Raw genomic sequence first — 24,595 nt, 5'->3', positions numbered from 1 at the left:
CGCCCGAAAAATCGTGTCCTTCTTCCCCAAAAGGCGCTGAATTAATCTTGCTGCTGTAAAAAACAACCCGCAATGAGCAGCATCCACCGACCCGTGATTGGCATCTCCGAAGTGCTGGCCGAAGTCAACCGGCCCCACGCCGTCTTTGATTTGAAGTTCCGGAAAACCAACGGCGCGGTTTCCGTGCGGTCGGGTTGCACCCGGCTCCAGCCCACGCAGGTGAACCGGCTCAACGACCGCAAAAAGATGAACCGCTCCGGCATTCTCAAATGCTACCAACCCGGTGAGCGAAAACACTTCGATTGCTACATCGACCTGATCGTCCAATTCAACCACCTGCCGGTAAACCACCTGCTATGATTCGCCAAATCGCCAATAACGTCTACGTCGTGCCCTACGGCCCAAAGGGCGCGGCCAGTGTCGTGACTTTCGGCCGGGATGCCTCCACGACCGTCGATGCCTCCCTCGACCGGGGCCGCGCCACCGGCACCAAAGCCGACCACATCCCGCGCGGGGACGACAAAGTGCTGCACCGGCTGCACGAGCTGGCCTGCGCGTCGCCCAACAAATGGCAACTCATCTACACCAAAGCCGACTTTGCCGCCGGTTTGGGCCTGGGCGTCGGCACCCGCCAGGTGGTCGGCGATGAGATCAAACTCACGCCGGTCATCGATCCGGTGTACCAGGAGTGGATCGACCGGCTGAGTCTGGACGAATTCGTGCCGGCGGCCGCCCTCCAGCTTTCGTTCGCCGAAGAGTTTTACGTGCGGTTTGCCTTCGAGAGTGGTCAGAAACTGCTTTCCATCGACGTGGTGGACGTCTTCGACATTCGCCCCGCCAAGCTGGAGAAGGGTCAGACGAAGGTGACGGCCTACCTGATCAACGCCAACTACGGCACCCCGCGCTTCAAAAAAGACGAGTACGTCCGGGTTCCGGCCTTCGATCCGTCCGACCCGGCCAAGTTTCCGGTGTCGATTTTGCGGGTGTGCCGCCCGGCCATTCCCGGCCAGAAGTTCTTCGCCCTTTCGCCCTGGTGGGGTACCGAAAACTGGACGAAGGTGTCCAACAAAGTGCCGGTCTTCAACGACAAGGGGCTGGACAACGGCTACTTCATTACCCACCACATCAGCATTCCCGACGATTATTTCGACGCGGAAGGTTTCGAAAACGAGGTCGAGAAGAAGGCCCACCAGAAGAAGGTACTCGACGCGATGGCCGAAACTGTCGCCAGCTACGAGAATCCCAACAAGGTTCTGTTCACGTTTCACAAAACCGACACGATGGGCAAGGAACTGCCCGGCGTCAGGATCACGCCCCTGAAATCGACCATCGACGATGAAGCGTTTCTGAACCTCTACAACGCGGCCAACATCGCCCAGGCCCAGGGCCACGGCGTTTTGCCCGCGCTGGCGGGCATCGAAACCGGGGCGAAACTCGGCGGATCGGGCAAAGAACTGGAAGCCAGCGCCAACTACATGCAGGACTTTCTGACGGTGCAGCACCGGCGGCTGATCCTCAAACCGCTGCTGATCGCCCAGAAAATCGACGGGCTGGACCCCGCCAAAACCCTGTACATCCAGCGGATCAAAACCTACACCTACGACGTGACGGCCAAAAGCAGCCCCGATAACCCGCGCAACGCCGAATCCGAAGAAGACGACCAATCGGAAGGAAAACCGGATCAAAAGAAAAAGCCTAACCAACAGAAGCCCGATGCTGATCAATGATACGCCCCAACTGAAAGCCGTACTGGGCGGGGTGCAGAAAACCATGCAGTGGCCCACCTGGCAGCCCTTTGTCGAACAGGCCGAGCTGAAGTACCTCCTGCCCGCCATCGGCGACGCCCTATACGACGAGTTGTCGGCGGTGACCAACCCCGAAGGCCGAACCGTTCGGCTGCTCAAACACCTGCGGATCGCGACGGCCTACTATGCTTACTTCATCGGCTTGCCCCAACTCGTGTCCACCAACGGCGACGCCGGGGTGTCGGTCTCCAACCCCTCGCAGGCCCAGCCGATGGGCAAGTGGCTCTACGTCAGCATGAAAAAGGACCTCATCGCCAACGCCGACCGGGCGCTGGAAGACGCCCTGTTTTACCTGGAGAGCTACGCCGACGAGTTTCCAATCTGGAAAAACAGCCCGGCCTACAGCCTCACCCACGGCAGTTTTCTGCATTCGGCCACCGAACTGACCCGGTATTTTCCCCACGCCCAAAAGTCCCGCCGGTTGTATCTGGCCCAGCGCGAATACATTCAGAAAGCGGAAGATTTTTACCTGCAACCGCTACTGGGTAAACCGTTTTTCGACGACCTGAAAGCCAAGCTGACGGATTCGGCTTACACCTTTTCGGACGAAGAAACCCACGCCCTGCAGCTCCTGCGGTTTGCCCTGGCCAACGAGTCGTTTCGCGAGTCGATTCCGTTTCTCAACCTCACCGAAGACTGGCGGCTGCTGGCCGAAACCGACGGCATCACCAACGAGGATTATTTGCCCCGGGATCGCCGGGAAGAACTGGCGCTGCGGGCCGAAAAAGAAGCCGAAAAGTTTGCCGGGCTTTTGAAAAACTACCTCGACAAAACCGCCAGTCCGACCGTGCTGACGGCTTACTATACCTCGGCGGCCTACACCGCCCCCACCGAAAAAGCCCCCACCGGCCAAGGCTTTCCCAACGATCCCAACCAACCCTATTTCGTGTTATGAACCGCGCTTACGTTGCCCTGGTACTCCTGCTCATTTGTCTGCTGCTGGCAGCCGTCAAATACACCACCTTCCCCGATCTGTCGTGGTGGTGGATCACCGCCCCGCTCTGGGTGCCCCCCGCCCTGGCGGTATTGCTCTCCGTTTTCATTTTCGTCTACGCCTTGTTTGTCACCCTCCATGGAAAATCTCACAAAACCCGGTAAAGTCCCCGAAGTGGGTAAAACCCGACCCCTCAACGGCCACGCCGTCCCCGACCTCTCCGCCATCGAGGCCGAAGAAGAACGACTCAAAGCCGATCTGGTCCGCATCGAAAGCCAGAAGCTGGCCATCGAAGACCGCAAACGCCAGGCCCAGGAAGCCGAGCGCAGCCGCCAGATTGCCGAACGCGATTCGCTGCTGGAAGACGCCCAGGATTTTCGCGCCCAGGCCAGGCAGGCCACGGCCGAAGACGAGAAGAAAACGCTCTACGGTTTTGCCGCCGACTCCGAGCGCCAGGCACGCGACCTAGACCGGCAGTTGGGCCTGGCCACGACCGACCAGCCCGCCCCGCCCAAAGCCTGGTTCGAACAGCACCACCGGCTGATGCTCGCCTTTCAGCTCCTGGGCGTGGTGGTGGCCATGTGGGTGGCCTACAATGCGTTCACGGATCTGCACAACACGATCCAGACCGTGAACCAGGGATTGGCGTTTGACAAACAGATGCAGCCCTACGATCTGACGTCGGTGCAGAAATTCGCCTACGAGAAGTTCGTGCAACTCACCGACCTGCCCATCGCCCTGCTGCTGCTCCTGCTGGTGGTGCCGATGGTGGGCTTTTACGTCCTTCCGTTTGTGCAGACGGGCAAGGATTTTTACCGGGAATTCTTTGACGAACTAACCCCATGGCAACGCTCCAAACTCGCCACCTGCTTTATCTTGGGCTTTTTGCTCTTGGCAGCCTTATCGCATCTGGTCAAACCGTAAACCGGGCCGGTACCAAACCAAACCCGTATACCCTGGCCCTGACGACGATCACCTTTCCCGATGAAGGGACGCTGCGCCAGGCCATTTACGATACCGCCCGCGCGCAGGTCGGCATCCGGGAACGCACCAACCGCAACGACCACCCCCAGATTGCCCGGTATAACCGCGCCCTGGGCCTGCCCGAACGGGCGTACTACTGCGCGTCGGGGCTGTACTGGTGCCACCTGCGGGCGGGTGTTAAACTCCCGATCGGCAGCCCCGGCAGCGTGGCGAGTTGGTTTGCCGACGCCCGAAAGATCGTCTACCGGCGCAGCAGCCGGGGCAATCAGCGGCTCGGCCCCAAACCCGCCCTGATGGACGGCGTCAGCCTGTTTGCCAGCCACATCGAAGGCTACGCCAGCCCGCGCTGGGACCCCGACGCCGACGCCATCGACTGCATCGGTTTTAATACCGGCGGCACCAACGGCGTCGGGGGCGTCTACAAAACCCGTAGGCGAATGCGGGAAATTAAGCTGATCGTTAACCAAATCAGCCCCTACTGGCAAACCCGATGAAATGGATCATCAAAGTCATCCGGTTTGTTCAGCTCGACCGCAAACGTTTTCTCTGGGAACTGGTGGTGGGCGCCCTGGTCTGGGCGGTCGGTTTTGCATTAAGCTGGCTCACCAGCCAGAGCAGCCTGCAAACCTGCCAGGACGAGCGCACCGCCCTCTTGCGGGAAAACTCCCGGCGGCAGGCCCTGTTCGACAGCATTCAGTACGCCGGGCAACTGGCCCACGGTCAGCAAATTATCTCCACCCAACAACAACGCATTCATGACTTGCAGGAAAAAATGGTGCGTGACAGTCTGCAGCATCTGTCTGAGCTGGACGCTCTACGGGCAATCGTCGATTACGTCACGCCAAAGAATTCCGTGGCCCCACGGAGTGCTCCCCGCCGACAGCGTTAGCCTCATTCGGGAAGCTATCCGCAAGGCCCCGGCGGTGCTCGATTCGCTGGTGCGCTACGAGTTTTTAAAACAGCGCACCGGGTACCTGCGGGCCGATGTGCAGCACTGCCAGGCCGAGCGACTGAGCCTCACCCTTTCAATGATCAAACTGCGGGCCGAACGGGATTCGCTGAAACAGGTGATCATCCGGAAGGACCCGCTGCGCCCCCGCCTGCAACGCGCCCGGCTGGAGAACTGGGGCTGGCGAGGTCTGGCCACTCTGGGAATTTATCTTCAACTACGTAGCTGGCTCCGATGAAAACCGTTTGGCTCAATACCACCGCTTACCAATTGCCCCAGGCATGGCCCGAATGCACCAGCCGCCAGATCACGGCGCTCTTGCCGCTGACGCTGGTGCCGCTGGATTTACTCGAGCCCCCCGAACGGGCGGTGTTGAAAGCCCGCGCCCTGGCGGAGATTCTGCCGGTTCCGAAAAAAACCGCCCAACAACTGACGGTCGAGCAGCGGTACCGGCTGGGCCAGCTCACCCGCTGGATCTGGACCGAGAAACTGCAGCATAAGCCCCTGGACTGGTTTGAAGTCGACGGCGTGCACTACCATTTGCCCGAGCCGCACTACAGCAACACCTCGGCGATTGAAATTGCGATGGCCAATATCCACTACCTGGCTTATACCCGCCCCGAAAACCCCAACTCGCTGGCGGTCTATTCCTTGATCGCCACGCTGTGCCGCCCGGTGCGCAAGGATGCCGAGACGTTCCGGCAGTCGGCCGACTGGAACGGCGATCTGCGCGAAGAGTTCAATTCGGTGCTGGCCGACGAACGCGCCCGCCGGTTTCAGAAGCTCAGTATCGGGCAGGTGATGGCGGTGTTGAAATACTTCGAGTGGATGAACAACCGGTTTTTCGAAAGCTATCAGGACGTCTACGACAGCGACGAGTCGGACGAGCCGCCCCTGTACAAAAACGGCGAAGGCATCCTAACCTCGCTGATGGACATAGCCAAACTGGGTGTTTTCGGCAACTTCGATCAGGTCTGCAAACAGAACGTCCACACGGTCTGGATTTTTCTGCGGGACAACAACCTGAAAATCAAACGGGAAACCGAACGACTGGAAAAGGAAATGGAGGATTTGCGATCAGAAGCCAGGTGAGGATTTTGTAGTCTTTTATGACTCGTTAGATACCTGATTTTATGATATTCGGTTAAAATACATACCTCACCAGATCCGAAAGTTAAATTCGTCTAAAATCATAGTTTCCCTGTCTAAGCTTTGATGAAACTGGTAAATAAGAAGCCTTTGCTATCTTATTTACCAGTTATTTTCTTCCAATCATATTTTTCCTTCGAAGCAGTGTTCCGCTTTGATAAGTCAGCGAGCATTTTGTCAAGTATATTTTTAGTGAGCCATTGACCATTGACAAAAACGCCAGAAATCTCTCGTGTATTTTTCAGATTACTGAGTGGATTAGCACTCAGTAAAATAAGGTCAGCTCGTTTCCCAACTTCAATGGTTCCCACTTCGCTATCAATGCCCAGCCAAATCGCGGGAAGGCGAGTGGCTGAGTTTAGGGCTTCTTTGGTTGTTAATCCAGCTTCTACTAAAAGCTCAATTTCATCATGAAGAGCAAAGCCCGCCATAACTCCCGAAACCCCGGTATCTGTTCCTGATACAATAGGTACACCAGCCTTTTTGCAAGCTTGCACTAATTGAATGTGAAAATTGACTAGCTGTTCAAAATGGGCGACAAACTCAGGAGTTGTGTTTCTGTTGTAGTTATTGGCAGTCAACCATTTGCTTTGCAAAAGTGGATGCACATATTTGAGCAAAGGAGATGCCCGGAGTTCGTCAAGTGAGCGGGCTTGGCTCAATATCCGTTTTACAGCAGTTAAAGTAGGAGATAGCCAAGTTCCATTCTCTACCATTAGTTTTGCGAAGCGTTGAGCTTCTTGGCTAGTAAAATTAGTTGTTTGTTTCGAAAATTCTTCAGCATGCGCTACCATTCCGAAATGTGGTACAAAGGCCTCTTCTAACTTTCCCTGAAATGCGTTTGGAATATGGCCAACCGTTTTCAGACCCTGCTTACTGGCTTCATCAATAATGGCCTTGTACGTCTCAACGTTAAGCTGGGAATAAACTTTGATAAACTCATATCCTTCGGCTTTAGCGCTACGAACAGCCTGACGGCCATCAGTGGCCGTATTCACTATCCTCCCCGATCCGTCCCCTCCATTAATGAGGGCGGATAGTGCCATGCGTGGCCCAATGACTTCGCCTTTTGCGATGTCATTTCGTTGACCGAAATGTTCGGCTTTAGAGTTGAGATCAAATATTGTCGTAACCCCATTGGCAATATAAGGCGTCATGACATCCTGAGTATCAAAGAAAGTTGAAGCGCCTTGTGTTGGCAGTTTTGTACCAAAGTAAATATCTGTTGGCACATGCACATGCATGTCAATTAAACCGGGTATAAGCCATTTTCCTTTACCGTCGATAATCTTAGCCTCAGTGGGAATGGGTCCGTTGAGCGATACAATTCGCTCGTTTCTAATTATCACAGTTGCATTCGGCAGTAAGTGATCTGCCGACGTCATTGGAATGACAGTTACATTTTTGATAGCAAATACGGGTCGTTTATGATCTTTCGATATTTGAGAAACTGCGCCTATTGATGTTAAAGGAGCAAAACCCACTGCAATTGAAAAAAAACAGCATAAGATTCGGTAAGAAAGCTTGTCTCTCATTGTGTTTAGTCAAATTTTGTCAAACTCCAAAAACACTGTGCATAGTATATGAAAATAGCCAGTATTTAAACTGGCAAGTTAATCAACTAATTTTCTGTCCAATTACTGATTTATAAGTGTGAATCATGTCAATCAATGATCCAATGTAAGAAAGATTGAATGACCTTTTTGCAATTACTTTTATAATCCTGTCCTATTGCATAGTCCCCAAACACCCCATTTTCGCGAAAAACTAGCTGACACCCGATGCTTTCCGGCGATTTTACTTCCTACGTGGACTACTTCCGGCAGTGGGCTTCGGCCCACCCCGATCTGAAATTCTTCCTCTACGGCGGGGTCGAAAAGGGCATGGACTACGCCCGCTCCTTTCCCGACTTCGACTACCCCCTGGCCTGGCTTGAACAGCCCATCATCCTGCCTGGCGACAACTTTGCCGCCAACCACATGGCCGTCTACAAAACCGGTTTATCGGTGTTGGTGCAGGCTCCCTTCGACGACAACGACGCCCAGGTGGCCGCCTACGGTCAGTCCTTCCGGATCATGCTCTCGCTGCTGAAAAAACTGCGGCTGGATAACCGCAGTAAAACCATTCTGTGTGATCTCAACAGCATCCGGCTCGAAGCCGTCAGCCTGCTCTGGGTCGACTCCCACTACGGCTGGCGCATGGAACTGAATCTGGAAATGAACCTCAACGAATTTCTCTACTAAGCATGGACGCCCTGGCCACCTTGACCCATTACCCGGTCCACCTGACCGGCAACCCCATCGTCGTCAACACCGAAGCCGCCGACCCCATCGCCTACCCCGACCGCACCGGCTTGCGCTACGGCCTCACCCTGATGACCCCGCCCTATTTTCTGGCCAACACCTTCGAGCAGCTCGACACGCTTGTGGCTTCGGAAATCCCGCCCGAGGTGCTGGCCACCGGATCGGTGTACAAAGGAGCCTATTTCGACATTGCCCGGCACCTGGATTCGCTGCTGATCCGCACCCCGCCGACTTTTCAGCAAGCTACCATCGGGATCTGTGAAAGCCTGACGACACCCTATTACGTGCGCCGGATTCGCACCCACGAGGATGCGCTGATCGATCAGGTCGATTCCCCGGTTTCCTACGCCATCAAAGCTGGGGTGGCCGAGCGGGACTACGCTGCCTACCACGATTTCTTTTTCACCGAATACATCGGCAAGGGCAAACGATTTCTGACCTGGTCGCCCAACGCCCGCACCGTCCATGCCGATCAGCCCGAATACCTCTACCTGCTGACCCACTTTTCGCCCCTGCCCACCACCCTCAAACTGATCGCCCAGGTCTATTACACCGATGGCACGAATGAGCGGTTGGTTACGGGTATTTTGATGACGGTCTATCCGTACAAAGTCTACTCGTTTCCGGTAGGTCCCATAGCCCTGGGCCTGACCAGCCGCCCTAAACCGGTCAGACATTACGAAGTCTGGGTCAGCAACCAGGACGACGAGCGGCTGACCGAAATCCGCTGGTACCGGCTGGAGACCCAGTACCGCCGAACCGTGCGGTTTCTGCTGTTTGCCAACAGCCTGGGCGGGTTCGATACGCTCTACTGCACCGGCAAGGGCGTCGAGCAGGTCAAGTACGTGCGCCAGATCACCGAGCGGTTTACCGGCTACGACTACCGGCCCGAATTCTCCGAAAAAGAAATCAACGAGGTGACCGGCGAGCGGGAACTGACCGTCTCGACCGGCTGGCTGAGCAAAGCCCAGGGCGAGTACCTGCAGGAGCTGGCGCTGTCGCCCGAAATCTACCTGGTCACCGATCGGGCCTACCTGCCGGTGATTCCGGTCACGGAGAGCCTCAAAACGTCGGATGACGACGAGACGCTGCTGGGCCGCACCTTCGTGTTCCGGTATACCAATAAAGAACAGCACTACAGCCGCCTACCCTCGCCCGATAACCTGCCCAAACGCCCCACCGGCTGGCGGCCCAAAGCCATTACCTGCCTCTTGGATGCCAACGGCAAACGCACCGGCATGAAAGCGGCCGTTTTGCTGGAGAAGTATTACCTGGACGACAATACCCGCGTGCCGGAAGCGCCCATCAAATCCAACGTGCCCGGCACGGAAGGCTACTTGCCCCCGGTCCCCAGCGCCGATTGTCTGGCGACGCCATTTCTGAGTGGGGCCATCAGCCGATCGGGCACCTACCAGCGCAGCAACTGTGGTGCGGATCAGGTCGGCGGCCCGGCCCTGATCACCGTTCCCGCTGGTTTATTTGGGTCGGAAGTGAGTCAGGCCGATGCCGACAGCAAAGCCGAAGCGGAGTTTACCCGGCTCAACACCCAAAGCTACGCCGATCAGTACGGCTCCTGTACCACCGCTCCGGAGCTGTACGCCTGGAGCGTGCCCGCCGGTCACTGGCATTACCGTTCGGGCAGCCCCCAGCAGATGCAGGTCTATTTTGGCTCGCAGCCCTGGGGCAATAGCTGGACGGTGCAGGGACAAACCGGCCCGTACGTTTTCCCGCAGAACGCCAACGATCTGAATTTTCCGGTGCAGGGCGATCTGTACTGGTGGTATTTGATGGTGACAGGCAAACCGGCCAAGACCTACCGCATCGAAGTATTTTCGAATGGAACACTTGTCATCGACCGGTCGGTGGTGCTCAACCAGGAAGGAGCCGAACACCTCTGGCTGTTCGGCACGGATGGCGTGAGTTTTTACAACCCGCCCAGCGGGGCGAAAGTATACGTTAAAATGACCGAGCAATGAGCGACGATCTGGATTTGCTCGACGAGCTGGCCGATCTGGCCCAGGAGATCGTGCACGACGGTGTTCAAATGTTCCAGCGGGCCATTGAAGAAAAAGGGCTGGTGCTGACTGAAGAATTGCTCCAGCAGTTTCAGGCCAGCGTCAGCCGCTCGGCGCTGCAGTTGGTGGCGGAAATCTCCTTCAACGAATACGGCCGCTTCAAGGATATGTCCCAGGTGCGCTACGGCGACAAGTTGCCGCCCCTCGAAGCGCTCGAGTCGTTCGTGAAAACCGTGGGGCTGGGGCAATTCGGGCGGGTGCCGGGATACCGGGGCCGTTCGGTGAGCAGCATCAACGAAGCCGCCCGCCGGATTGCGGCCGCTATCCTATTCTCCCGCCGGAAAGTGCCGGTGGTCAAAAAACAGTACAGCGGCACCTGGTACAACAGCACCAAGATGCGGCTGATCAATTCGGCACGGTATCGGTTGCGGGTTCGGACGGCGGAAGTAGTCAATGGATGGTATGCACGATTGCTTGAACAAGCAGATGATAATTGAATATATCTTGTATTATTGTGGCCTAAACTACTGTTTCATACCATGAATATCACCGCCAAAGCGAATGTTTCATCTGTCATCGGGAAAAGTCTACATGCTACTTTAATCGACAAAGTCCACTATATGAGTGGCTTGCCTCCTTTTGATACCTTATCTGGTCTAGCCGGATTTCGAAAAGGAAGTAATCCTATTTTTTTAGACCCACATGAACGTGGATTATGTATTAATCTGAATATTGGCTGGAACGGGCACCGTATTGTTATTCCGCAGGAGAATATAATATATGTTGTGCTTGAAGCCCAACAGCAGATTTTTGAGCAGAAAAGCAAATCGATCGTAGGTCGGGCTTTAGTAGGTGGCCTTTTGCTTGGCCCAGTTGGAGCTATCGTTGGTGGAATGACTGGTATAGGCGATAAAACAACGAAAGTTGGCGATGCCCCTGATAACATTTTAAGCATTAGCTTTTTGGATGACGTTACGGAACAAATTGCTCTTTTTTCCGTGGAAAATAAGTATGTTAAGGCCGTACAGGCTTTTGTTAATCAGCATTATGGGCATTTGCCAAAACCGGAGCAAGAACCTGTAGCAATCCCGGAAACCAGCATCCCCCTTGTCGCCGATGAACTCATTAAGCTTAAATCGCTACTTGATGCTGGTGTATTATCGCAGGAGGAATTTAATACTCAGAAAAAGAAATTGTTGGCCTGACAGGTAACTTATCAAGTCAAAAAGAAACCCCCGCTCATTTTTGGGCGGGGGTTTCTTTTTTGTCAGCATCTAAACCTTTTCGAATCAACTCAATAAAGATTTCCATCATCGTAAGCCTTTTGCCGGACATCTCTCGTTCGAGTTGGTACTTCCTTACTTCTAGATGCAGATCATCTTCAATTTTAATGTGAATATTCTTCATTGCATTGGCTCGTTTATGCAAACATAGAAAAAATATTTTCTATATGCCTTGTATGTTCAAATGTATTTTATGTATGTTTGCATAGTCAGCATATAAACTATATAATACTATGTCTCACAAGAAATTTCTTGAGTTCAACAGCAGGAACATCTATTTCCTGTCTGTCGATGGCACCTACTGGCTAGCGGTCAAGCCTATCTGTGAAGCTCTTGGGGTGAACTACAATCGACAATTTCAGAACCTCAAAGAAGACGAAATCCTTAGTCAACTGTTTGCTGAACAGCAAATGGTTGCCGGAGATGGGAAGCTGCGAAAAATGGTCAGTTTACCCGAAAAATGGGTGTATGGTTGGCTCTTCAGCATTCGTTCGGAAAGCGAGGAATTGAAGCAATACAAGCTCAAATGCTATGAATTGCTGTACGACTATTTTCACGGCACAATGACCCAGCGGGTTCAGACATTACGGGTAAAGTCGGAAGCAGAACTAGCCCTGGAGCAAGCTGAAGCCAAATTGCGTCAAACATCCGAGTGGAAAGAAGTAGAAAATGCCCGGCGTCAGATAAAAGACTCGAAGGCGACTCTCAATCAGATTGATGAACGCCTTAAGCAAAATCAGACAACTCTCTTTAACAAATAAAAAAAGCCCGATGTTCGAGCATCGGGCGAGTCACAACCTTCTAAATCAGAACGTCATGAACGAAGAAAACAAATATAGCGAGTTGATGCGGTTAATCCACGCTCAGAATGAAGAAATTAAAAAGCTCACGAAGTGGAACCACACCTTGCTGGAACAAAACAAAGTCTTGAGCGAAAACCGTCAGACACTCTACGAACTCTGCGAACTTTATGAGCAGAAAACCAAACGACACGAAGCTGTCATGGTCAATGGCCTGATCCGTAATTACCCGGCGATGGCCTGTAACTAAACGATAATCACTGCGAACACTCGGAGGGCGATTTTATGCCAACCAAATCCGACATAAGGCCCGTTTCTGACGGGCCTTATTCTTTGGCTAAACCCGTCCTGTTTTGAGCCAAATTACCTGCTGATTTTGGTGTGATTCTCAAAAACCACACCATGAATCAGACGGAAGAAAGCAGGATAAAGCTCATCATCGACGGTGAGGATGCCGAGCGGAGCCTGGCCGGTTTGCGCCAGGAGGCCCGCGAGATCACCGCCGAAATGCGCCGGATGAAGGAAGCCGGGGAAGAAAACACCGACGCCTACCGCCAGCTCGCCGAGCAGAAAAAACAGCTCAACGCCGTAACCCGCGAATACCTCCAGAACCTGGACCTCGAAAACGCGTCGATTAACGAACTCCGCGCCCGCAAACGCCTTTTAAACAACGAGCTGAAAGACCTCAAAGTCAACTCCGACGACTGGCTCGACAAAATGAAAGAGGTCGCCGACGTCGATCAGCGGCTCGATGCCGTCAACGCCGAAATGCGTGCGCTCCGGGAGCACACCGACGACAACGTTTCCGTCTGGTCCCGCCTGAAAGACACGTTCCTGGGCACCTTCGCGGCTTTCGCCCTCGACGACATCATTCAGGAAGTCGTCCAGTTTGGCCGCGAGTCGATCCAGGCGGCCGCCGAAACCTCCGATGCCTTCGCCGACATTGCCAAAAGCACCCAGATGACCACCGACGAAGTGGCCGCTCTGGATGCCCAGATCCGCCAGATCGACACCCGCACCGCCCAGGCCGAACTGCTGGAGATTGCAAAAGTCGGCGGGCAGATCAACATTGCCAAAGACGAGATGCTGGGCTTCGTGCGGGCCACCGATCAGGCCGTGGTGGCCTTGGGCGATGAGTTTTCCGGTGGGGTCGAAGAAGTCACGTCCAAACTGGGGACGATGAAAAATCTCTTCCAGGAAACCAGGGAGCTGGACGCCGGAACCGCCATTTCCAAAATCGGGTCGGCCCTCAATGAGCTGGGGGCCGCCGGAACCGCCACCGCCCCGGTGGTCGCCGATTTCACCACCCGCATGGGCCAACTTGGTGATCTGTCGCCCCAGATCAGCCAGACGCTGGGCCTGGGGGCCGCCTTTCAGGAACTGGGCTTGAGTGCCGAAATCTCCGCCGGTGGATTGTCCAACATCCTGCTGACGGCCGCCAAAGACACGGCCACCTTCGCCCGCCAGCTCGGCATCACGGAAGGCGAGATGAAAAAACTCATCAACACCAACCCCAACGAGTTTTTGCTGAAACTGGCCGAAAGTCTGCGCGGACTGCCCGCCGACCAGGTCGCCAAACAGTTGTCCGATATGGGCATCAAGTCGCAGGAAGCCACCAAAGTCATGTCGCTCCTGAAGGATCAGACCCAACTGGTGCGCGACAAGCAAGTGCTGGCCAACACGGCGATGAAGGACGGCACCTCGCTGACCAAAGAGTTTGAAATCAAGAACCAGACGGCAGCCGCCCAACTCGCCAAATTCGGCAAGGAAGTGCAATCAGCCTCCGTCGATCTGGGTAACAAGCTCCTGCCGGTCGTGCTGAAGGGCGGGGAATATGCCCTGACCTTCGGCAAAGCCATCGGGGCCTTACCCGCTTTTTTGAACGAAAACAAAGTCTCGATCGGTTTGCTGGCTGCGGCTCTGATCACCTTCAACGCCCAGGCTATTCTGGCCGAAGCCAACTCGTTGCGCCTGGCGGCCGCCGAGAAAATACGCACCATCGCCACCGAAGCGGCCGCCATTGCCCAGCGTTTGTTAAACGTCGCGATGTCGGCCAACCCCATCGGGGCCGTCATTGCCATTCTGCTGACGCTGGGGGCGGCTCTGGTGGCGGCTTACCAGCACAGCGAAACCTTCCGCGCGGGCGTCAACGGACTCTGGCAGGCGATGAAAACCGCGGCTGACGTGGCCATCCAGTTCGTGAAAGCCTTTGTCACGATGGACATCAAGGGCATGGCCGACGCGATGCTCAACGGCGGCAAGCGGGTCGCCGATGCTTTCAGCACTACCTACCAGGCCACGCTCCAGGCCGCCCACGCCAAAACCGAAGCCGATCACCAGACCCACGTCGACAAAAAAACCACGGCTTCCAAAACCGGCGCGCAGGCTGCCGCCACTGCCGGCATTCAGATCAACGCGCAGGCACTGACAGCTATGGGTGGTGATAACGACCAGCACCGGGAGGCCGAGAAGAAAAAGGCGCAGGAACACGACCGGCAGGTGGCCGAAGAAAAGAAACGCGCCAACCGCCAGGCCAACGATGACATTCGGCAGATGCAAATTGCCTTGATCGCCGATGAGCAGCAGCGGGAAATAGCCAATCTGACTTATAAGCGGGATCAGCAGAAGCGCGCGGTGCAGGAATCGGTCGCCGACGCCCAACTGAAAGCCCAGCAAATCGACCTGATCGAAAAAGAGTTTCAGGCGAATGTCGCCCAAACCCAGCAGCAGTTCCGCGAGAAAAAAGAAAAAGCCGAGCAGGAGAAACGGGACAAAAAGCTCCAGTCCGAAAAAGAACAGGCTGAAAAAGAGAAGTCATTGTTCAAGGAACTGGCCGATTACCAGGAACAGACCACGCAATCGCTTTACGAGAACCAGTTGTTTGCCGCCCGTAACAACGAGCAGCAGACCTTTGCACTCAAGAAGCAACGCCTGGCGGCTGAACTGGCCGAAGAACGGCAGAAAATCCAGACTGAGTATGCCGAGAAAAAGGCTCACATCGAACGGGTGCTGACCGACGAGAAACAGAAAGCCCAGGCCATCGATACGCTCAACGCGTGGAAAAATGCCCAGTTGGGGGCGGCCGACCGCAAACACGAGCAGGAATCCACGGCACTCCACCAAGAGCATCACGAGAAACGAAAACAAACGGTACAGGAATTTTTCTCGGCCGTGGAAGGATTGATGAATGGCGATTTTTCGTCCTTCATGAACTTCCTGATGAATAAACTGACGAATGCTAAGAAAGCTCAGGCGGACGAACATCAGGATTGGAAAGAAAAATCGCAGGAGAAACTTGAAATTGCCGGGTTAGTTATTCAGGGACTAACGGCCCTGAACAAACAATACCTGGACAATCAGCTCAAAAAGATCGAGAAAGAGAAGGAATCACAGCTTAAATCGTGGAAGGAACAGTACGACCAGGGCAAAATCTCCAAAGACCAATACGAGAAAACCATCGCCAAGATCAACGCCGATGCGGCCGAGAAAGAGAAGAACGAAAAGGTCAAAGCCTGGAAACGCGATCAGGCCATGCAGATTGCCATGGCGTTGATTAATGCCGCGATGGCCGCTCTCAAATCGCTGGCGACGATGGGTTTTCCGCTGGGGCTGATCGGCGTGGCGGCCTCGGCGGCCATGGCGGCTATCCAGATCGGCATCATCAAATCCCAGAAACCGCCCTCTTACGCCCATGGCGGCTATTTGCGCAACGGTGGGGTGCCCAATGGTCCCGGCCACGGCAGCGCCTACGGCCAGTCGGGCATTGCCCTGGTCCGGCGCGATTCGGGTCAGGAGGTCGGCGAAATGGAAGGGGGCGAACCCATCATGATTCTCTCCCGCAACACCTACCGCAACAACCGGCCCATCATCGACAAACTGCTCAACTCCTCGCTGCACCGCAACGGCGCACCGATCATGGCCCGGAGTGGGGCTCTGTACACCGACGGGGGCGATTACCGCTCGTATCTGGAACCATTGCAGGGCGGCCGCATGTACCTGTTCGGGTCGGGCAAAGCGAAAAAAGCCGCCGAGCAGGCCAAACTGGAAGCCAAAATTGCGGAACGGGATGCTCAGAAACAGCAGGAAGAAGCCCTGGCCGATGCTCAACAGTACAGCGCCGGTGCGGGCGATTACGGTGGGGGTGGCGACATGGAAGGCGTCGATGGCGATGCCGCCGGGGCGGTTTCCATGACCAACGCCGAGATTTCCAAGTCCCAGCAAATGATGACGGCCATCGCCCAGAACACGGAAGACACCGTCGAGATGCTATCATCCGCCAACGCCACCCTGGTCGGCCTGGCCAACCAATTGAGTACGGCCAACGGCTACCTGGACCGCATTGCCGCCAAAGAACTGAGCGTCAGCGTGCATAACGTGGTCAATGTCATGAATGCCATCAACGTCGTCAACAACGATAGCAACCTGAAATAATGTTAGACATTCGAATCGAAGGCGTGTCGGTCGACCGCAAACCCGGGATGGTGCTGACGCTGGAGCAATTCAGCCCGTTGTTTGATTTTGCGACCGTGCAGGGCAGTCGCATCTACGATTTTCAATTGCCCAGCACCCCCACCAACCGGCGGGTGCTGGGGCATCTGCACAACCCGCAGGTTGAAAACACCAAACGGCGCTGGTACTGCGAGAAGTACCACCACAGCACCATCGTCGAGCAGGGCTACGTCAAAATCCGGGAAACCACCCCGGATTTTAGTCTGTATTTTACCCAGAACCTGGGCGATATTTTCGGGGATTACCAACTGATCCCGCTCTCCCAATTGACGGAGTTGGGCAGCGAACCGGTCCCGGCATCTCCGGCCGCCAGCGTCGATCCGCTGGTGGACCGGTATTGTTTTCCCACGATTCATAACCCGGCTTTCTACGGCAACCAGGCTGTTGGCGGTTTTACCGGCAAGGTCAATGAACGGGATGCCGGGCTTTATAAAGTGATGGCTCGGGTGCCGATGTTCTTTGTGCACCAGATCCTGAAACGCTACGGCGAGCTGACGGGCTGGCGGTTTGAGGGTGCGTTTCTGGAAAACCCCGCCATGCAGCGACTGGTGTTTTACAACCTGTACGCCCTCGATGAGCAAACCACGCTGACCTATAGTAACCATTTGCCGGAAATCACGATGGGCGGGCTGCTGATCGAACTGCGGAAACTCTTCAACCTGTGGCTGGACTTCAACGTGCGCCGGAAGATCTGCACCATTGATTTTGTGGATGACGTGCTGGCCCAGCCGACGCTGACCAACTGGAGCTACAAAACCGGTACGGCCCACCTGCGCATTCCTGATCAGCACGGCCGGCTGGAGCTGAGCTACGAGATCGACGGCAATGACGCGATCATGAAGCCCATTCCGGCCCTGATGGATAAATACCAAACCCCGGAAAACGAGGAGAATGCGGGCGGGGTGTTGCTGCCCGTCAAGTCGCGGTTTTCCACCCTACTGACCGATCCGGCAACCGGCCTGGCCACCACCAGCCAGACCGGATTCAGTGTCCTGAATAAAGACAGCAAACCGGTTTTGAGCAACCGGCTGTTGTTCTGGAATGGTCTGGTGGCCGGAGTGCCGACCGCGACGAATGCCCACGCGGGCCAGACGCTGCTGTGGTCGGGGGCGGGCAACCTGGTGGACACCCACTGGCGCCGGTTCGAGCGGTTCAAGGGCCGCACCTTCCCGATCCGGCGCAATCTGTTCCTGTCGGCGGCCGATCTGGCCCGGTTTACCCTGCGGCAGAAGGTCCACATCCAGGGCGTCGATTACCTGATCAGTTCCCTGAAAACCGCCCTGGGCGATGATCCCATCCTGATCTGCGAAGCCGAGATGTGGCGGGTTTAGAATTCAGGAAATTTTTCGATGTCAGTATCTTTCACAATAATACCCAGATCACGCAGGTACTCTTCGGTTTGCTGGGCATTCGAATGCCGACAATGTCTTTGGATCAGTCGTATGTTCTGAGTTGCCTGCCAAAGTGCAATGACCCCGGTATGTTTCCAGCCATACAGATCAAAGCGTTTATCAGTAAATCCCAATCGATCCAGAATGATCCGATGACGACGATAGAAATACAATTTGGTTACATGCTTCGGCCCTGGTTGCCCCGAAAGTGTAAAGACATAATGTTCTGGCGGATAGGCCCGAATATTATGTTGCTCAATCAACCGTTCAAGACCAGGAGGAATTTGGATGTGTTCAGCCTCATTGTCTTTGGCATTATCGGCATCAATCGCAATGGTTTTTTCCTTGATATGCTTGACTTTCAATTTCATAACCTCGCCATGGGGCCGCATGAAACCGTAATAAATGAAGCTGATAAAAAGGAGCAATTGTTCCTGCTTCGTCTCCAGACAGATCTGTTTTATCTGGTCACGCTGTTCGAAGCTGTACGGCGTGTGTTTGTATCGCCGAAAGGACAATTTGCCAATGTCCTTGAAGGGATTTACCTCAATGAACTTGCGCTTCCTAAAATGCTCGAACAGGGTAAAAATCGCGTCTCTGGTGTTGTTGCGAGTCCGATTTCCCAATTTTTCAACAGTAGTAACTTCGTCCAAAAAATTTAACGCATCGCTGTCAGTGAAGTTGACCAACGCTTTTCTTAGCAATTGATGACGCTTCAAATACTTGGCAAACGTGTTTGCGTGCGTGCGGTAAGTCATAATCGTGTTGGGTTTCGTGGTTTTCTCCTTGAAACTCATGAACAATTCGATTGCTTCCGCCAGTAGAATCTTGGCAGTCTGTTTACTTTTTATCCGATACGATTGGCTTTTGGGTGCGTCGTCATTGGGCGATTTCTTTTCTTTCTTCTTCGAAATGGCCGGTTCGATGGGATCAACGTAGGCCTCCCCTTTCCGGAGAATCCTTCTTAATTCTGCTATTATTTCCTTGGCGTCAGCCAGGCGCAGGGCAACGGTGTTTCCGGAGAGTACGACGCGTTTCCGAACGACGCGTTGTTTTTTTAGTGACCAAATTCCATACTCGACGACCCATTGTTTGGACAAATCGTCGTCGTCTGGTTTCGATAGAAAAGGGTCTTTATAGGGGTATTTTGCGGTGTTTTGGGGTGCTTCTGACATCAAAATTTTGACTTTTCTTTGCCATTTTCTTGCCATTTTTGAGCACATGGCAAGAATAAGCCCTGTAAATACTTGATTTACAGGGCTTTGTGAAGTGGAGACGCAGGGAGTCGAACCCTGGTCCAGACAAGGAAACCGTCGTGCTTTCTACATGCTTAGATGCGATTGGGATTGTCGGGAATCGGTCAGGCCCGCATCACGCCGAACCTCATCCTTAGGTGTTTTTGTCTCGCTCCGTGGTCAACACCATTACCGGAACCAGCGCTGCGAGTCGATGCCCCAGAGTCCAACCCAGCAGCACGTAGGGTCGGTGGGACAATGGCATTTGCTAATCCTCCGGATTAAGCAGCCATGGCGTAGTTATATTCGCCAGTTATTGTGTGAAGGTTTGTTATACAGGAAATGCCCTCAACTCCCGGCATGCTTACACGCAGCGTCAACAAGCTGTCAATTCCGGTCGTCCCCAGAAACGTGTGTAAAACGTAACGCAAAGGTACGGAAATTAGTTTTCCTTTCCTGCAATGATTTTTTCCGTCTCCATCAAACTGGTCAGCCAGGCCGTATACAACCCGGTTTCAATCGCCACCGCCCGCCCGGCATGACCCTGCCAGTCACCAAAAAACGTTTCCATCTGTCGCAGCATCTCGGCCAGGTGTCCCTCCTCTTCCACAATGATCGACCGGACGTTCACCTTGCTGCCCGACTCGGTCAGCACGTCCTGGTATACCGGATACAGTTCGTCAGCCCGCACCTCAATGGCGTAAGTCACCAGCAGGTAAGCCGCATATTTCAGTTCTGCCCCCGCAAAACCCAGCGTGTCCTTCAAATACCGGCAGACCTGCACATCGAGCCGGTTGAGGTAGGCATGGCTGTCGTTCGGAGCCAGCAGATAGGCCGGTTCGTAGGTCGGGCAGTCGGTTTCGGCCACTTTCTGAATCTGTTTTTTCAGGTAATAGGCGTGCCGGGCTTCCTCAGCCGCGTGTTTGAGCATCATCAAATCAACGGTGGTTTTGGGTTCAGCCGCCGAAATCTTGCGGGCTCCGGTATTTTCCATCATCGACAAGGTATTGAGCCAGCGGGCGTGCAGCGAATCGTCGGCTACGATATACGTTAAAAGGTTCGTAAATTCCATCCAGAAATTTGAATTGATCTGCCGCAAAGATACGGCACAGGCGTGGGTCGCAGACCGTTTTTTTTTGTACTTTTGAAGCTTTGTAAAAGTCTATTTGAAACCCGAATCTTTATAAGCCGGTTTCTGGACCACGTAGTATTTTTTAACTAACCTCTATGTATTCTGACAACCCCCAATCCCCGTTGCGCTTTCGGGCATTCCTGTCGTGGATGCTGGCGGGCTGTCTGACCCTGTCGGCCCTATGGACGCAGGCGCAGACCCCCCAGAAACGTTTATTAGTTTTCTCCAAAACCGCCGGTTTCCGGCACACGTCCATCCCGGCCGGCCAGCAGGCCCTGATGAAGCTGGGTAAGGAAAACGGTTTTGCCGTCGATACCACCGAGAATGCCGCCAAATTTACCGAAGCGAACCTTAAACGCTACAACGCCGTCGTCTTCCTCAGCACCACGGGTGATGTACTGAACGATGGTCAGCAGGCGGCTTTCGAACGCTACATTCAGGCTGGTGGCGGCTTCGTCGGCATTCACGCGGCTGCCGATACGGAATACGACTGGCCGTGGTATGGCAAGCTGGTGGGCGGGTATTTTGCCAGCCACCCCGGCAACCCGAACGTGCAGGATGGCGAAGCTTACGTCGTCAGCAAAGACCACGTTTCGATGTTTGGTTTTCCCGATCGCTGGAAGATCAAGGATGAGTTTTATGACTTCAAGAACGTCAACCCCGACGTGACGGTTCTTGTAAAAATCGACGAGAAAACGTACAAAGAGGGTAAAATGGGCGACAACCACCCCATGTCGTGGTTCCACGAATACGACGGCGGCAAGGTGTTCTACACCAACTTCGGCCACCCCGACGAAACCTTCACCAACCCCGTTTACCTCAAGCATTTGCTGGGCGGTATTCAATATGCCGTTGCGCCGAAGCTGGATTACACGAAAGCCAAAACGCTGCCCTTCCCGGAAGAAAACCGCTTTAACAAGGAAGTGCTGGCCGAGAAACTGGACGAACCTACCGAACTGGTTGTACTCGACAACGGCAAAGTGCTGTTTACCGAACGGAAAGGCGCGTTGAAAGTATACGATCCAAAAACCAAAGTGACCAAGCTGGTCGCCAATCTGCCGGTCTATACCAAGCAGGAATACGGTTTGATGGGCATGAACATCGACCCCAAATTCAAGGAGAACCAGTGGCTGTATCTCTATTATTCGCCGACCGTCGAAAAATGGAAAGCCGATACGGCCCAGCACCTGTCGCGCTTTAAGTTCGACGCCGAGAAGAACGAGCTGAAAATGGAAAGCGAGCAGGTCATCCTGCGCGTTCCCGTCAAACGCAACAATGAATGTTGCCACACCGGCGGTTCGGTGGCCTGGGATAAATCGGGCAACCTCTACCTGTCGACCGGCGACGATACCAACCCGTTCGAGTCGCGGGGTTTCAGTCCGTCCGACGACCGGCCCGGCCGCGAGAGCTTCAACGCTCTGGTGACCTCGAGCAACACGATGGATCTGCGCGGAAAAATCCTGCGCATCAAACCGCTCGACAACGGCACCTACGACATTCCGGAAGGCAACCTCTTCCCGAAAGGCACGCCCAACACCCGGCCCGAAATCTACGTGATGGGCAACCGGAACCCGTATCGCATCTCGGTCGATCAACGCACCGGTTTTCTGTACTGGGGCGAAGTCGGCCCGGATGCCGCCAACAACATCGAAAAATACGGCCCGCGCGGCCACGATGAAGTGAACCAGGCCCGCAAAGCCGGGTATTACGGCTGGCCGCTGTTCGTTGCCGACAACAAGGCGTATCGTCACTACAACTTTGCCGACAGCACGTCCGGCCCGTCGTTCGATCCGGCCAAACCGGTCAATCCGTCGAAATTGATCAAGGGACTCAGCGAGTTGCCCCCGGCGCAGAAGGCGTTTATCTATTACCCGTATGCCGACTCGCCCGAATTTGGTCCGATTGTTGGCAAAGGCGGTCGGAACGCGATGGGTGGCCCGGTGTATTATTACGACGATTATCCGGAAACGCCAGTGAAATTTCCGCGCCACTACGACGGCAAGTTTTTTGCCTATGACTGGATTCGTGACTGGATTCACCCGGTAACGATGACCAAAGACGGCGATTTCGTGAAGATGGAAACCTTCATGCCGAACACGAAATTCAGCCACCCAATCGACATGCAGTTCCACAAAGATGGTTCGCTGTATGTGCTGGAATATGGTCAGAACTGGTTCGCGCAGAACGACGACGCCCGGTTATCGCACATCACCTACAACGCCGGAAACCGGAAACCGCTCGTGGTTGCCAACGCCAGCAAAACCGTGGGAGCCGCTCCCCTGGCCGTCAAATTTGACGCCAAAGGTTCGCTGGACTACGATGGCGATGCAATCAAATATGAGTGGACGTTTGGACAGGGCCTGCCGAAAAGCACCCAGGCTGCTCCTACCTTTACGTATGCCAAACCGGGCGTGTATACGCCGACGCTGAAAATTACCGATGCCGCTGGAAACGTTTCTACGAAAAAACTGGAAATCCGGGTTGGCAACGACGTTCCGAAAGTGGAAGTCGCCGTGAAAGGCAACAAGACCTTCTATTTCGACAACAAACCGGTGGAATATGAAGTCAAAGTGGCTGACAAAGAGGATGGTAGTTTGACGACCGGCAAAATCAGCCCGGAAGACGTCACGATGACCATCAACTACCTCGAAGGATTCGACAAAACGTTGCTGGCACAGGGTCACCAGGCCAATGTCGGTTTTGCGACCGGCAAACGGCTCATCGAACTCAGCGACTGCAAAGCCTGCCACAGCATCGACAAAAAATCCATCGGACCGGCTTACCAGGAGGTAGCTAAAAAATACGCCAAAGAACGCCGGACGGAAATTGTCAATAAACTGGCGAAGAAGGTGATCGAAGGCGGTGGCGGTGTCTGGGGCGAACAGGCCATGAGCGCCCACCCGCAATTGAAAGAAGACGAAGCCAAGGAAATGGTGAGCTACGTTATGTCGCTGGGCGATAAAAAGCAGGTCGACAAAAAACCGCTGAAAGGCACTTATACCGCACAGGCGAAGGAGAAAGAGGGTTCGTATTTGTTCTCGGCCAGCTACACCGACAAAGGCGGGTCCGTGATTGGTCCGTTGACGGGTAGCTCAACGGTGGCGCTGCGGAGTGCCAAAATGAAAGCGGCTTCGTATGACGGTGCCAAAGATGTGACCAAATTCAAGTTGCCTTCTGGTAATGAAATTGCCTCTGGTGCCAAATCAAACGGGTATTTCTTTCTGGATGACATTGATTTAACGGCCATCCGCAGCCTGACGGTAATGGGTTCTGCTTCGTCGAAATACATGGCGGGTGGAACGCTCGAAATCCGTCTCGATTCTCCCACCGGAACGCTGCTGGGAAGTGGCGATGTCAAAAGTGACAAATCGGAGCCGGTGAACATTGCCTTCAAAACCCCGGTTACCGGTCAGCACAAGCTGTATTTCGTTTTTGTCAATCCGAATGCTGGCAGCAAACCGCTGTTCGCGTTGAGCGACATTCAGTTTAACGGAGAAACGATGTAAAAGTCAGATTTTCCGGGAAGTTAAAAAGGGTTGTATCGCAGAGTTACGCAGAGAAAATCAGAGTTACGCAGAGAAAAAAACTCCGCTCAACTCTTTTTAACTCTGCTCAACTCCGCGATACAACCCTTTTTTTTGCAAAAAATATTCCTAATAATTTGTTCGTACGAAATATTTCCTACATTTGAATCATGAACGATTCAAAGAACAAAAACACCCCCTCCACCGAGCCGACGAAGGCCGAGTTGGAAATCCTTCAGGTGCTCTGGCGACACGGCCCTTCTACCGTCCGGTTTGTCAACGAAGAACTGAATCAGCAGAAGCGGGAAGTGAATTATTCCTCGACGCTCAAGCTGATGCAGATCATGTTTGAAAAAGGGCTGGTCCGGCGCGACGAAAGCCAGATGAAACACAAATACGAATCGGCGGTCGAGGAAAGTGTCACCAAGAACCTCTTGCTCAACCGCTTTGTCGACACGCTCTACGAAGGCTCCGCCACCAATTTGATGCTTCAGTTGCTCGGCAACCAAAAAACGTCGAAAGAAGAAATCGAAGCCATCAAAGCATTGATCCGCAACCTGGAAACCGATCAATAACCCTTTC

The 24,595-nt window shown here is 54.2% G+C and carries 23 protein-coding genes and 1 other RNA gene; 19 read left to right on the top strand and 5 right to left on the bottom strand.

All coding sequences use genetic code 11. The features are described from left to right. Positions 1-72: 72 nt before the first annotated feature. The 9 genes from ACO064_RS26625 to ACO064_RS26585 are packed head-to-tail and all read left to right on the top strand — an operon-like array spanning position 73 to position 5,764. The gene (locus tag ACO064_RS26625; RefSeq protein WP_421830227.1) at positions 73-360 is read left to right on the top strand and encodes a hypothetical protein; all 288 of its coding nucleotides are present in this window, start codon (positions 73-75) and stop codon (positions 358-360) included. Continuing rightward, positions 357-1,727: a hypothetical protein gene (locus tag ACO064_RS26620; protein WP_421830226.1), complete on the top strand. Its 1,371-nt coding sequence runs from the start codon at positions 357-359 to the stop codon at positions 1,725-1,727. Before ACO064_RS26625 ends, ACO064_RS26620 begins: the two co-directional genes overlap by 4 nt. After that, a complete protein-coding gene (locus ACO064_RS26615; RefSeq protein WP_421830225.1) occupies positions 1,714-2,700 on the top strand; it encodes a DUF6712 family protein in 987 nt (328 codons plus the stop codon). The genes ACO064_RS26620 and ACO064_RS26615 overlap by 14 nt, the downstream gene beginning before the upstream one ends. Continuing rightward, positions 2,697-2,903 (top strand): hypothetical protein, encoded by a 207-nt coding sequence (locus tag ACO064_RS26610; protein WP_421830224.1) that lies wholly within the window; start codon positions 2,697-2,699, stop codon positions 2,901-2,903. The genes ACO064_RS26615 and ACO064_RS26610 overlap by 4 nt, the downstream gene beginning before the upstream one ends. Beyond that, on the top strand, positions 2,878-3,663 hold the full coding sequence (locus tag ACO064_RS26605; protein ID WP_421830223.1) for a hypothetical protein: 786 nt from the start codon (positions 2,878-2,880) through the stop codon (positions 3,661-3,663). The genes ACO064_RS26610 and ACO064_RS26605 overlap by 26 nt, the downstream gene beginning before the upstream one ends. Further along, on the top strand, positions 3,582-4,217 hold the full coding sequence (locus ACO064_RS26600; protein ID WP_421830222.1) for a hypothetical protein: 636 nt from the start codon (positions 3,582-3,584) through the stop codon (positions 4,215-4,217). Before ACO064_RS26605 ends, ACO064_RS26600 begins: the two co-directional genes overlap by 82 nt. Beyond that, on the top strand, positions 4,214-4,612 hold the full coding sequence (locus ACO064_RS26595) for a hypothetical protein (RefSeq protein WP_421830221.1): 399 nt from the start codon (positions 4,214-4,216) through the stop codon (positions 4,610-4,612). The genes ACO064_RS26600 and ACO064_RS26595 overlap by 4 nt, the downstream gene beginning before the upstream one ends. After that, complete coding sequence (locus ACO064_RS26590; RefSeq protein ID WP_421830220.1) at positions 4,590-4,910, top strand: hypothetical protein; 321 nt, start codon at positions 4,590-4,592, stop codon at positions 4,908-4,910. Before ACO064_RS26595 ends, ACO064_RS26590 begins: the two co-directional genes overlap by 23 nt. Next, on the top strand, positions 4,907-5,764 hold the full coding sequence (locus tag ACO064_RS26585) for a hypothetical protein (protein ID WP_421830219.1): 858 nt from the start codon (positions 4,907-4,909) through the stop codon (positions 5,762-5,764). The genes ACO064_RS26590 and ACO064_RS26585 overlap by 4 nt, the downstream gene beginning before the upstream one ends. A gap of 155 nt (positions 5,765-5,919) precedes the next feature. Here ACO064_RS26585 and ACO064_RS26580 read toward each other — a convergent pair whose 3' ends face one another. Next, positions 5,920-7,356: an amidohydrolase family protein gene (locus ACO064_RS26580; protein WP_421830218.1), complete on the bottom strand. Its 1,437-nt coding sequence runs from the start codon at positions 7,354-7,356 to the stop codon at positions 5,920-5,922. 246 nt (positions 7,357-7,602) lie between these two features. Here ACO064_RS26580 and ACO064_RS26575 point away from each other — a divergent pair, with 246 nt between their 5' ends. Genes ACO064_RS26575 through ACO064_RS26560 form a run of 4 tightly spaced genes read left to right on the top strand, consistent with a single transcriptional unit; the run spans position 7,603 to position 11,344 of the window. Next, positions 7,603-8,064 (top strand): hypothetical protein, encoded by a 462-nt coding sequence (locus ACO064_RS26575; RefSeq protein ID WP_421830217.1) that lies wholly within the window; start codon positions 7,603-7,605, stop codon positions 8,062-8,064. Between the two features lie 2 nt (positions 8,065-8,066). Further along, a complete protein-coding gene (locus ACO064_RS26570) occupies positions 8,067-10,100 on the top strand; it encodes a DUF5977 domain-containing protein (RefSeq protein WP_421830216.1) in 2,034 nt (677 codons plus the stop codon). Beyond that, positions 10,097-10,636, top strand: coding sequence for a hypothetical protein (locus tag ACO064_RS26565; protein ID WP_421830215.1), 540 nt, complete (start codon positions 10,097-10,099; stop codon positions 10,634-10,636). The genes ACO064_RS26570 and ACO064_RS26565 overlap by 4 nt, the downstream gene beginning before the upstream one ends. A gap of 42 nt (positions 10,637-10,678) precedes the next feature. Further along, complete coding sequence (locus ACO064_RS26560) at positions 10,679-11,344, top strand: SHOCT domain-containing protein (RefSeq protein ID WP_421830214.1); 666 nt, start codon at positions 10,679-10,681, stop codon at positions 11,342-11,344. 34 nt (positions 11,345-11,378) lie between these two features. Here ACO064_RS26560 and ACO064_RS26555 read toward each other — a convergent pair whose 3' ends face one another. Further along, a complete protein-coding gene (locus tag ACO064_RS26555; protein WP_421830213.1) occupies positions 11,379-11,546 on the bottom strand; it encodes a hypothetical protein in 168 nt (55 codons plus the stop codon). Between the two features lie 109 nt (positions 11,547-11,655). Here ACO064_RS26555 and ACO064_RS26550 point away from each other — a divergent pair, with 109 nt between their 5' ends. From ACO064_RS26550 to ACO064_RS26535, 4 genes are all read left to right on the top strand, one after another. Then, on the top strand, positions 11,656-12,183 hold the full coding sequence (locus ACO064_RS26550; RefSeq protein WP_421830212.1) for a phage antirepressor N-terminal domain-containing protein: 528 nt from the start codon (positions 11,656-11,658) through the stop codon (positions 12,181-12,183). Positions 12,184-12,238: 55 nt separating this feature from the next. Continuing rightward, positions 12,239-12,472 (top strand): hypothetical protein, encoded by a 234-nt coding sequence (locus tag ACO064_RS26545; RefSeq protein WP_421830211.1) that lies wholly within the window; start codon positions 12,239-12,241, stop codon positions 12,470-12,472. 152 nt (positions 12,473-12,624) lie between these two features. Then, positions 12,625-16,653, top strand: coding sequence for a phage tail tape measure protein (locus ACO064_RS26540; RefSeq protein ID WP_421830210.1), 4,029 nt, complete (start codon positions 12,625-12,627; stop codon positions 16,651-16,653). Beyond that, positions 16,653-18,062: a hypothetical protein gene (locus tag ACO064_RS26535; protein WP_421830209.1), complete on the top strand. Its 1,410-nt coding sequence runs from the start codon at positions 16,653-16,655 to the stop codon at positions 18,060-18,062. The genes ACO064_RS26540 and ACO064_RS26535 overlap by 1 nt, the downstream gene beginning before the upstream one ends. On the opposite strand, the gene ACO064_RS26530 is transcribed toward ACO064_RS26535, so the two are convergent. From ACO064_RS26530 to ACO064_RS26520, 3 genes are all read right to left on the bottom strand, one after another. Then, entirely contained in the window at positions 18,059-19,333 is a 1,275-nt protein-coding gene (locus ACO064_RS26530; protein WP_421830208.1) for a tyrosine-type recombinase/integrase, read from the bottom strand. The two genes, ACO064_RS26535 and ACO064_RS26530, sit on opposite strands and share 4 nt — an antisense overlap. Before the next feature lie 56 nt (positions 19,334-19,389). Continuing rightward, positions 19,390-19,762: a transfer-messenger RNA gene (gene ssrA, locus ACO064_RS26525) on the bottom strand. Positions 19,763-19,799: 37 nt separating this feature from the next. Next, positions 19,800-20,429: a hypothetical protein gene (locus tag ACO064_RS26520; protein ID WP_421830207.1), complete on the bottom strand. Its 630-nt coding sequence runs from the start codon at positions 20,427-20,429 to the stop codon at positions 19,800-19,802. A gap of 209 nt (positions 20,430-20,638) precedes the next feature. On the opposite strand from ACO064_RS26520, the gene ACO064_RS26515 reads away from it, so the two are divergent. Continuing rightward, a complete protein-coding gene (locus ACO064_RS26515; protein ID WP_421831068.1) occupies positions 20,639-23,995 on the top strand; it encodes a ThuA domain-containing protein in 3,357 nt (1,118 codons plus the stop codon). A 188-nt stretch (positions 23,996-24,183) separates the two neighbouring features. Then, on the top strand, positions 24,184-24,588 hold the full coding sequence (locus ACO064_RS26510) for a BlaI/MecI/CopY family transcriptional regulator (protein WP_421830206.1): 405 nt from the start codon (positions 24,184-24,186) through the stop codon (positions 24,586-24,588). Positions 24,589-24,595 lie beyond the last annotated feature (7 nt).

The organism is Larkinella sp. (genome assembly GCF_965227735.1).
GTDB lineage: Bacteria > Bacteroidota > Bacteroidia > Cytophagales > Spirosomataceae > Larkinella.
This window is presented reverse-complemented; position numbering and strand designations above follow the sequence as displayed.

Bases quoted from the DNA above. Each gene is read 5' to 3' on its own strand.
- ACO064_RS26625 (WP_421830227.1), top strand. From the start codon at position 73: ATGAGCAGCATCCACCGACCCGTGATTGGCATCTCCGAAGTGCTGGCC.
- ACO064_RS26620 (WP_421830226.1), top strand. From the start codon at position 357: ATGATTCGCCAAATCGCCAATAACGTCTACGTCGTGCCCTACGGCCCA.
- ACO064_RS26615 (WP_421830225.1), top strand. From the start codon at position 1,714: ATGCTGATCAATGATACGCCCCAACTGAAAGCCGTACTGGGCGGGGTG.
- ACO064_RS26610 (WP_421830224.1), top strand. From the start codon at position 2,697: ATGAACCGCGCTTACGTTGCCCTGGTACTCCTGCTCATTTGTCTGCTG.
- ACO064_RS26605 (WP_421830223.1), top strand. From the start codon at position 2,878: ATGGAAAATCTCACAAAACCCGGTAAAGTCCCCGAAGTGGGTAAAACC.
- ACO064_RS26600 (WP_421830222.1), top strand. From the start codon at position 3,582: ATGGCAACGCTCCAAACTCGCCACCTGCTTTATCTTGGGCTTTTTGCT.
- ACO064_RS26595 (WP_421830221.1), top strand. From the start codon at position 4,214: ATGAAATGGATCATCAAAGTCATCCGGTTTGTTCAGCTCGACCGCAAA.
- ACO064_RS26585 (WP_421830219.1), top strand. From the start codon at position 4,907: ATGAAAACCGTTTGGCTCAATACCACCGCTTACCAATTGCCCCAGGCA.
- ACO064_RS26580 (WP_421830218.1), bottom strand. From the start codon at position 7,356: ATGAGAGACAAGCTTTCTTACCGAATCTTATGCTGTTTTTTTTCAATT.
- ACO064_RS26575 (WP_421830217.1), top strand. From the start codon at position 7,603: ATGCTTTCCGGCGATTTTACTTCCTACGTGGACTACTTCCGGCAGTGG.
- ACO064_RS26570 (WP_421830216.1), top strand. From the start codon at position 8,067: ATGGACGCCCTGGCCACCTTGACCCATTACCCGGTCCACCTGACCGGC.
- ACO064_RS26565 (WP_421830215.1), top strand. From the start codon at position 10,097: ATGAGCGACGATCTGGATTTGCTCGACGAGCTGGCCGATCTGGCCCAG.
- ACO064_RS26560 (WP_421830214.1), top strand. From the start codon at position 10,679: ATGAATATCACCGCCAAAGCGAATGTTTCATCTGTCATCGGGAAAAGT.
- ACO064_RS26555 (WP_421830213.1), bottom strand. From the start codon at position 11,546: ATGAAGAATATTCACATTAAAATTGAAGATGATCTGCATCTAGAAGTA.
- ACO064_RS26550 (WP_421830212.1), top strand. From the start codon at position 11,656: ATGTCTCACAAGAAATTTCTTGAGTTCAACAGCAGGAACATCTATTTC.
- ACO064_RS26545 (WP_421830211.1), top strand. From the start codon at position 12,239: ATGAACGAAGAAAACAAATATAGCGAGTTGATGCGGTTAATCCACGCT.
- ACO064_RS26540 (WP_421830210.1), top strand. From the start codon at position 12,625: ATGAATCAGACGGAAGAAAGCAGGATAAAGCTCATCATCGACGGTGAG.
- ACO064_RS26535 (WP_421830209.1), top strand. From the start codon at position 16,653: ATGTTAGACATTCGAATCGAAGGCGTGTCGGTCGACCGCAAACCCGGG.
- ACO064_RS26530 (WP_421830208.1), bottom strand. From the start codon at position 19,333: ATGGCAAGAAAATGGCAAAGAAAAGTCAAAATTTTGATGTCAGAAGCA.
- ACO064_RS26520 (WP_421830207.1), bottom strand. From the start codon at position 20,429: ATGGAATTTACGAACCTTTTAACGTATATCGTAGCCGACGATTCGCTG.
- ACO064_RS26515 (WP_421831068.1), top strand. From the start codon at position 20,639: ATGCTGGCGGGCTGTCTGACCCTGTCGGCCCTATGGACGCAGGCGCAG.
- ACO064_RS26510 (WP_421830206.1), top strand. From the start codon at position 24,184: ATGAACGATTCAAAGAACAAAAACACCCCCTCCACCGAGCCGACGAAG.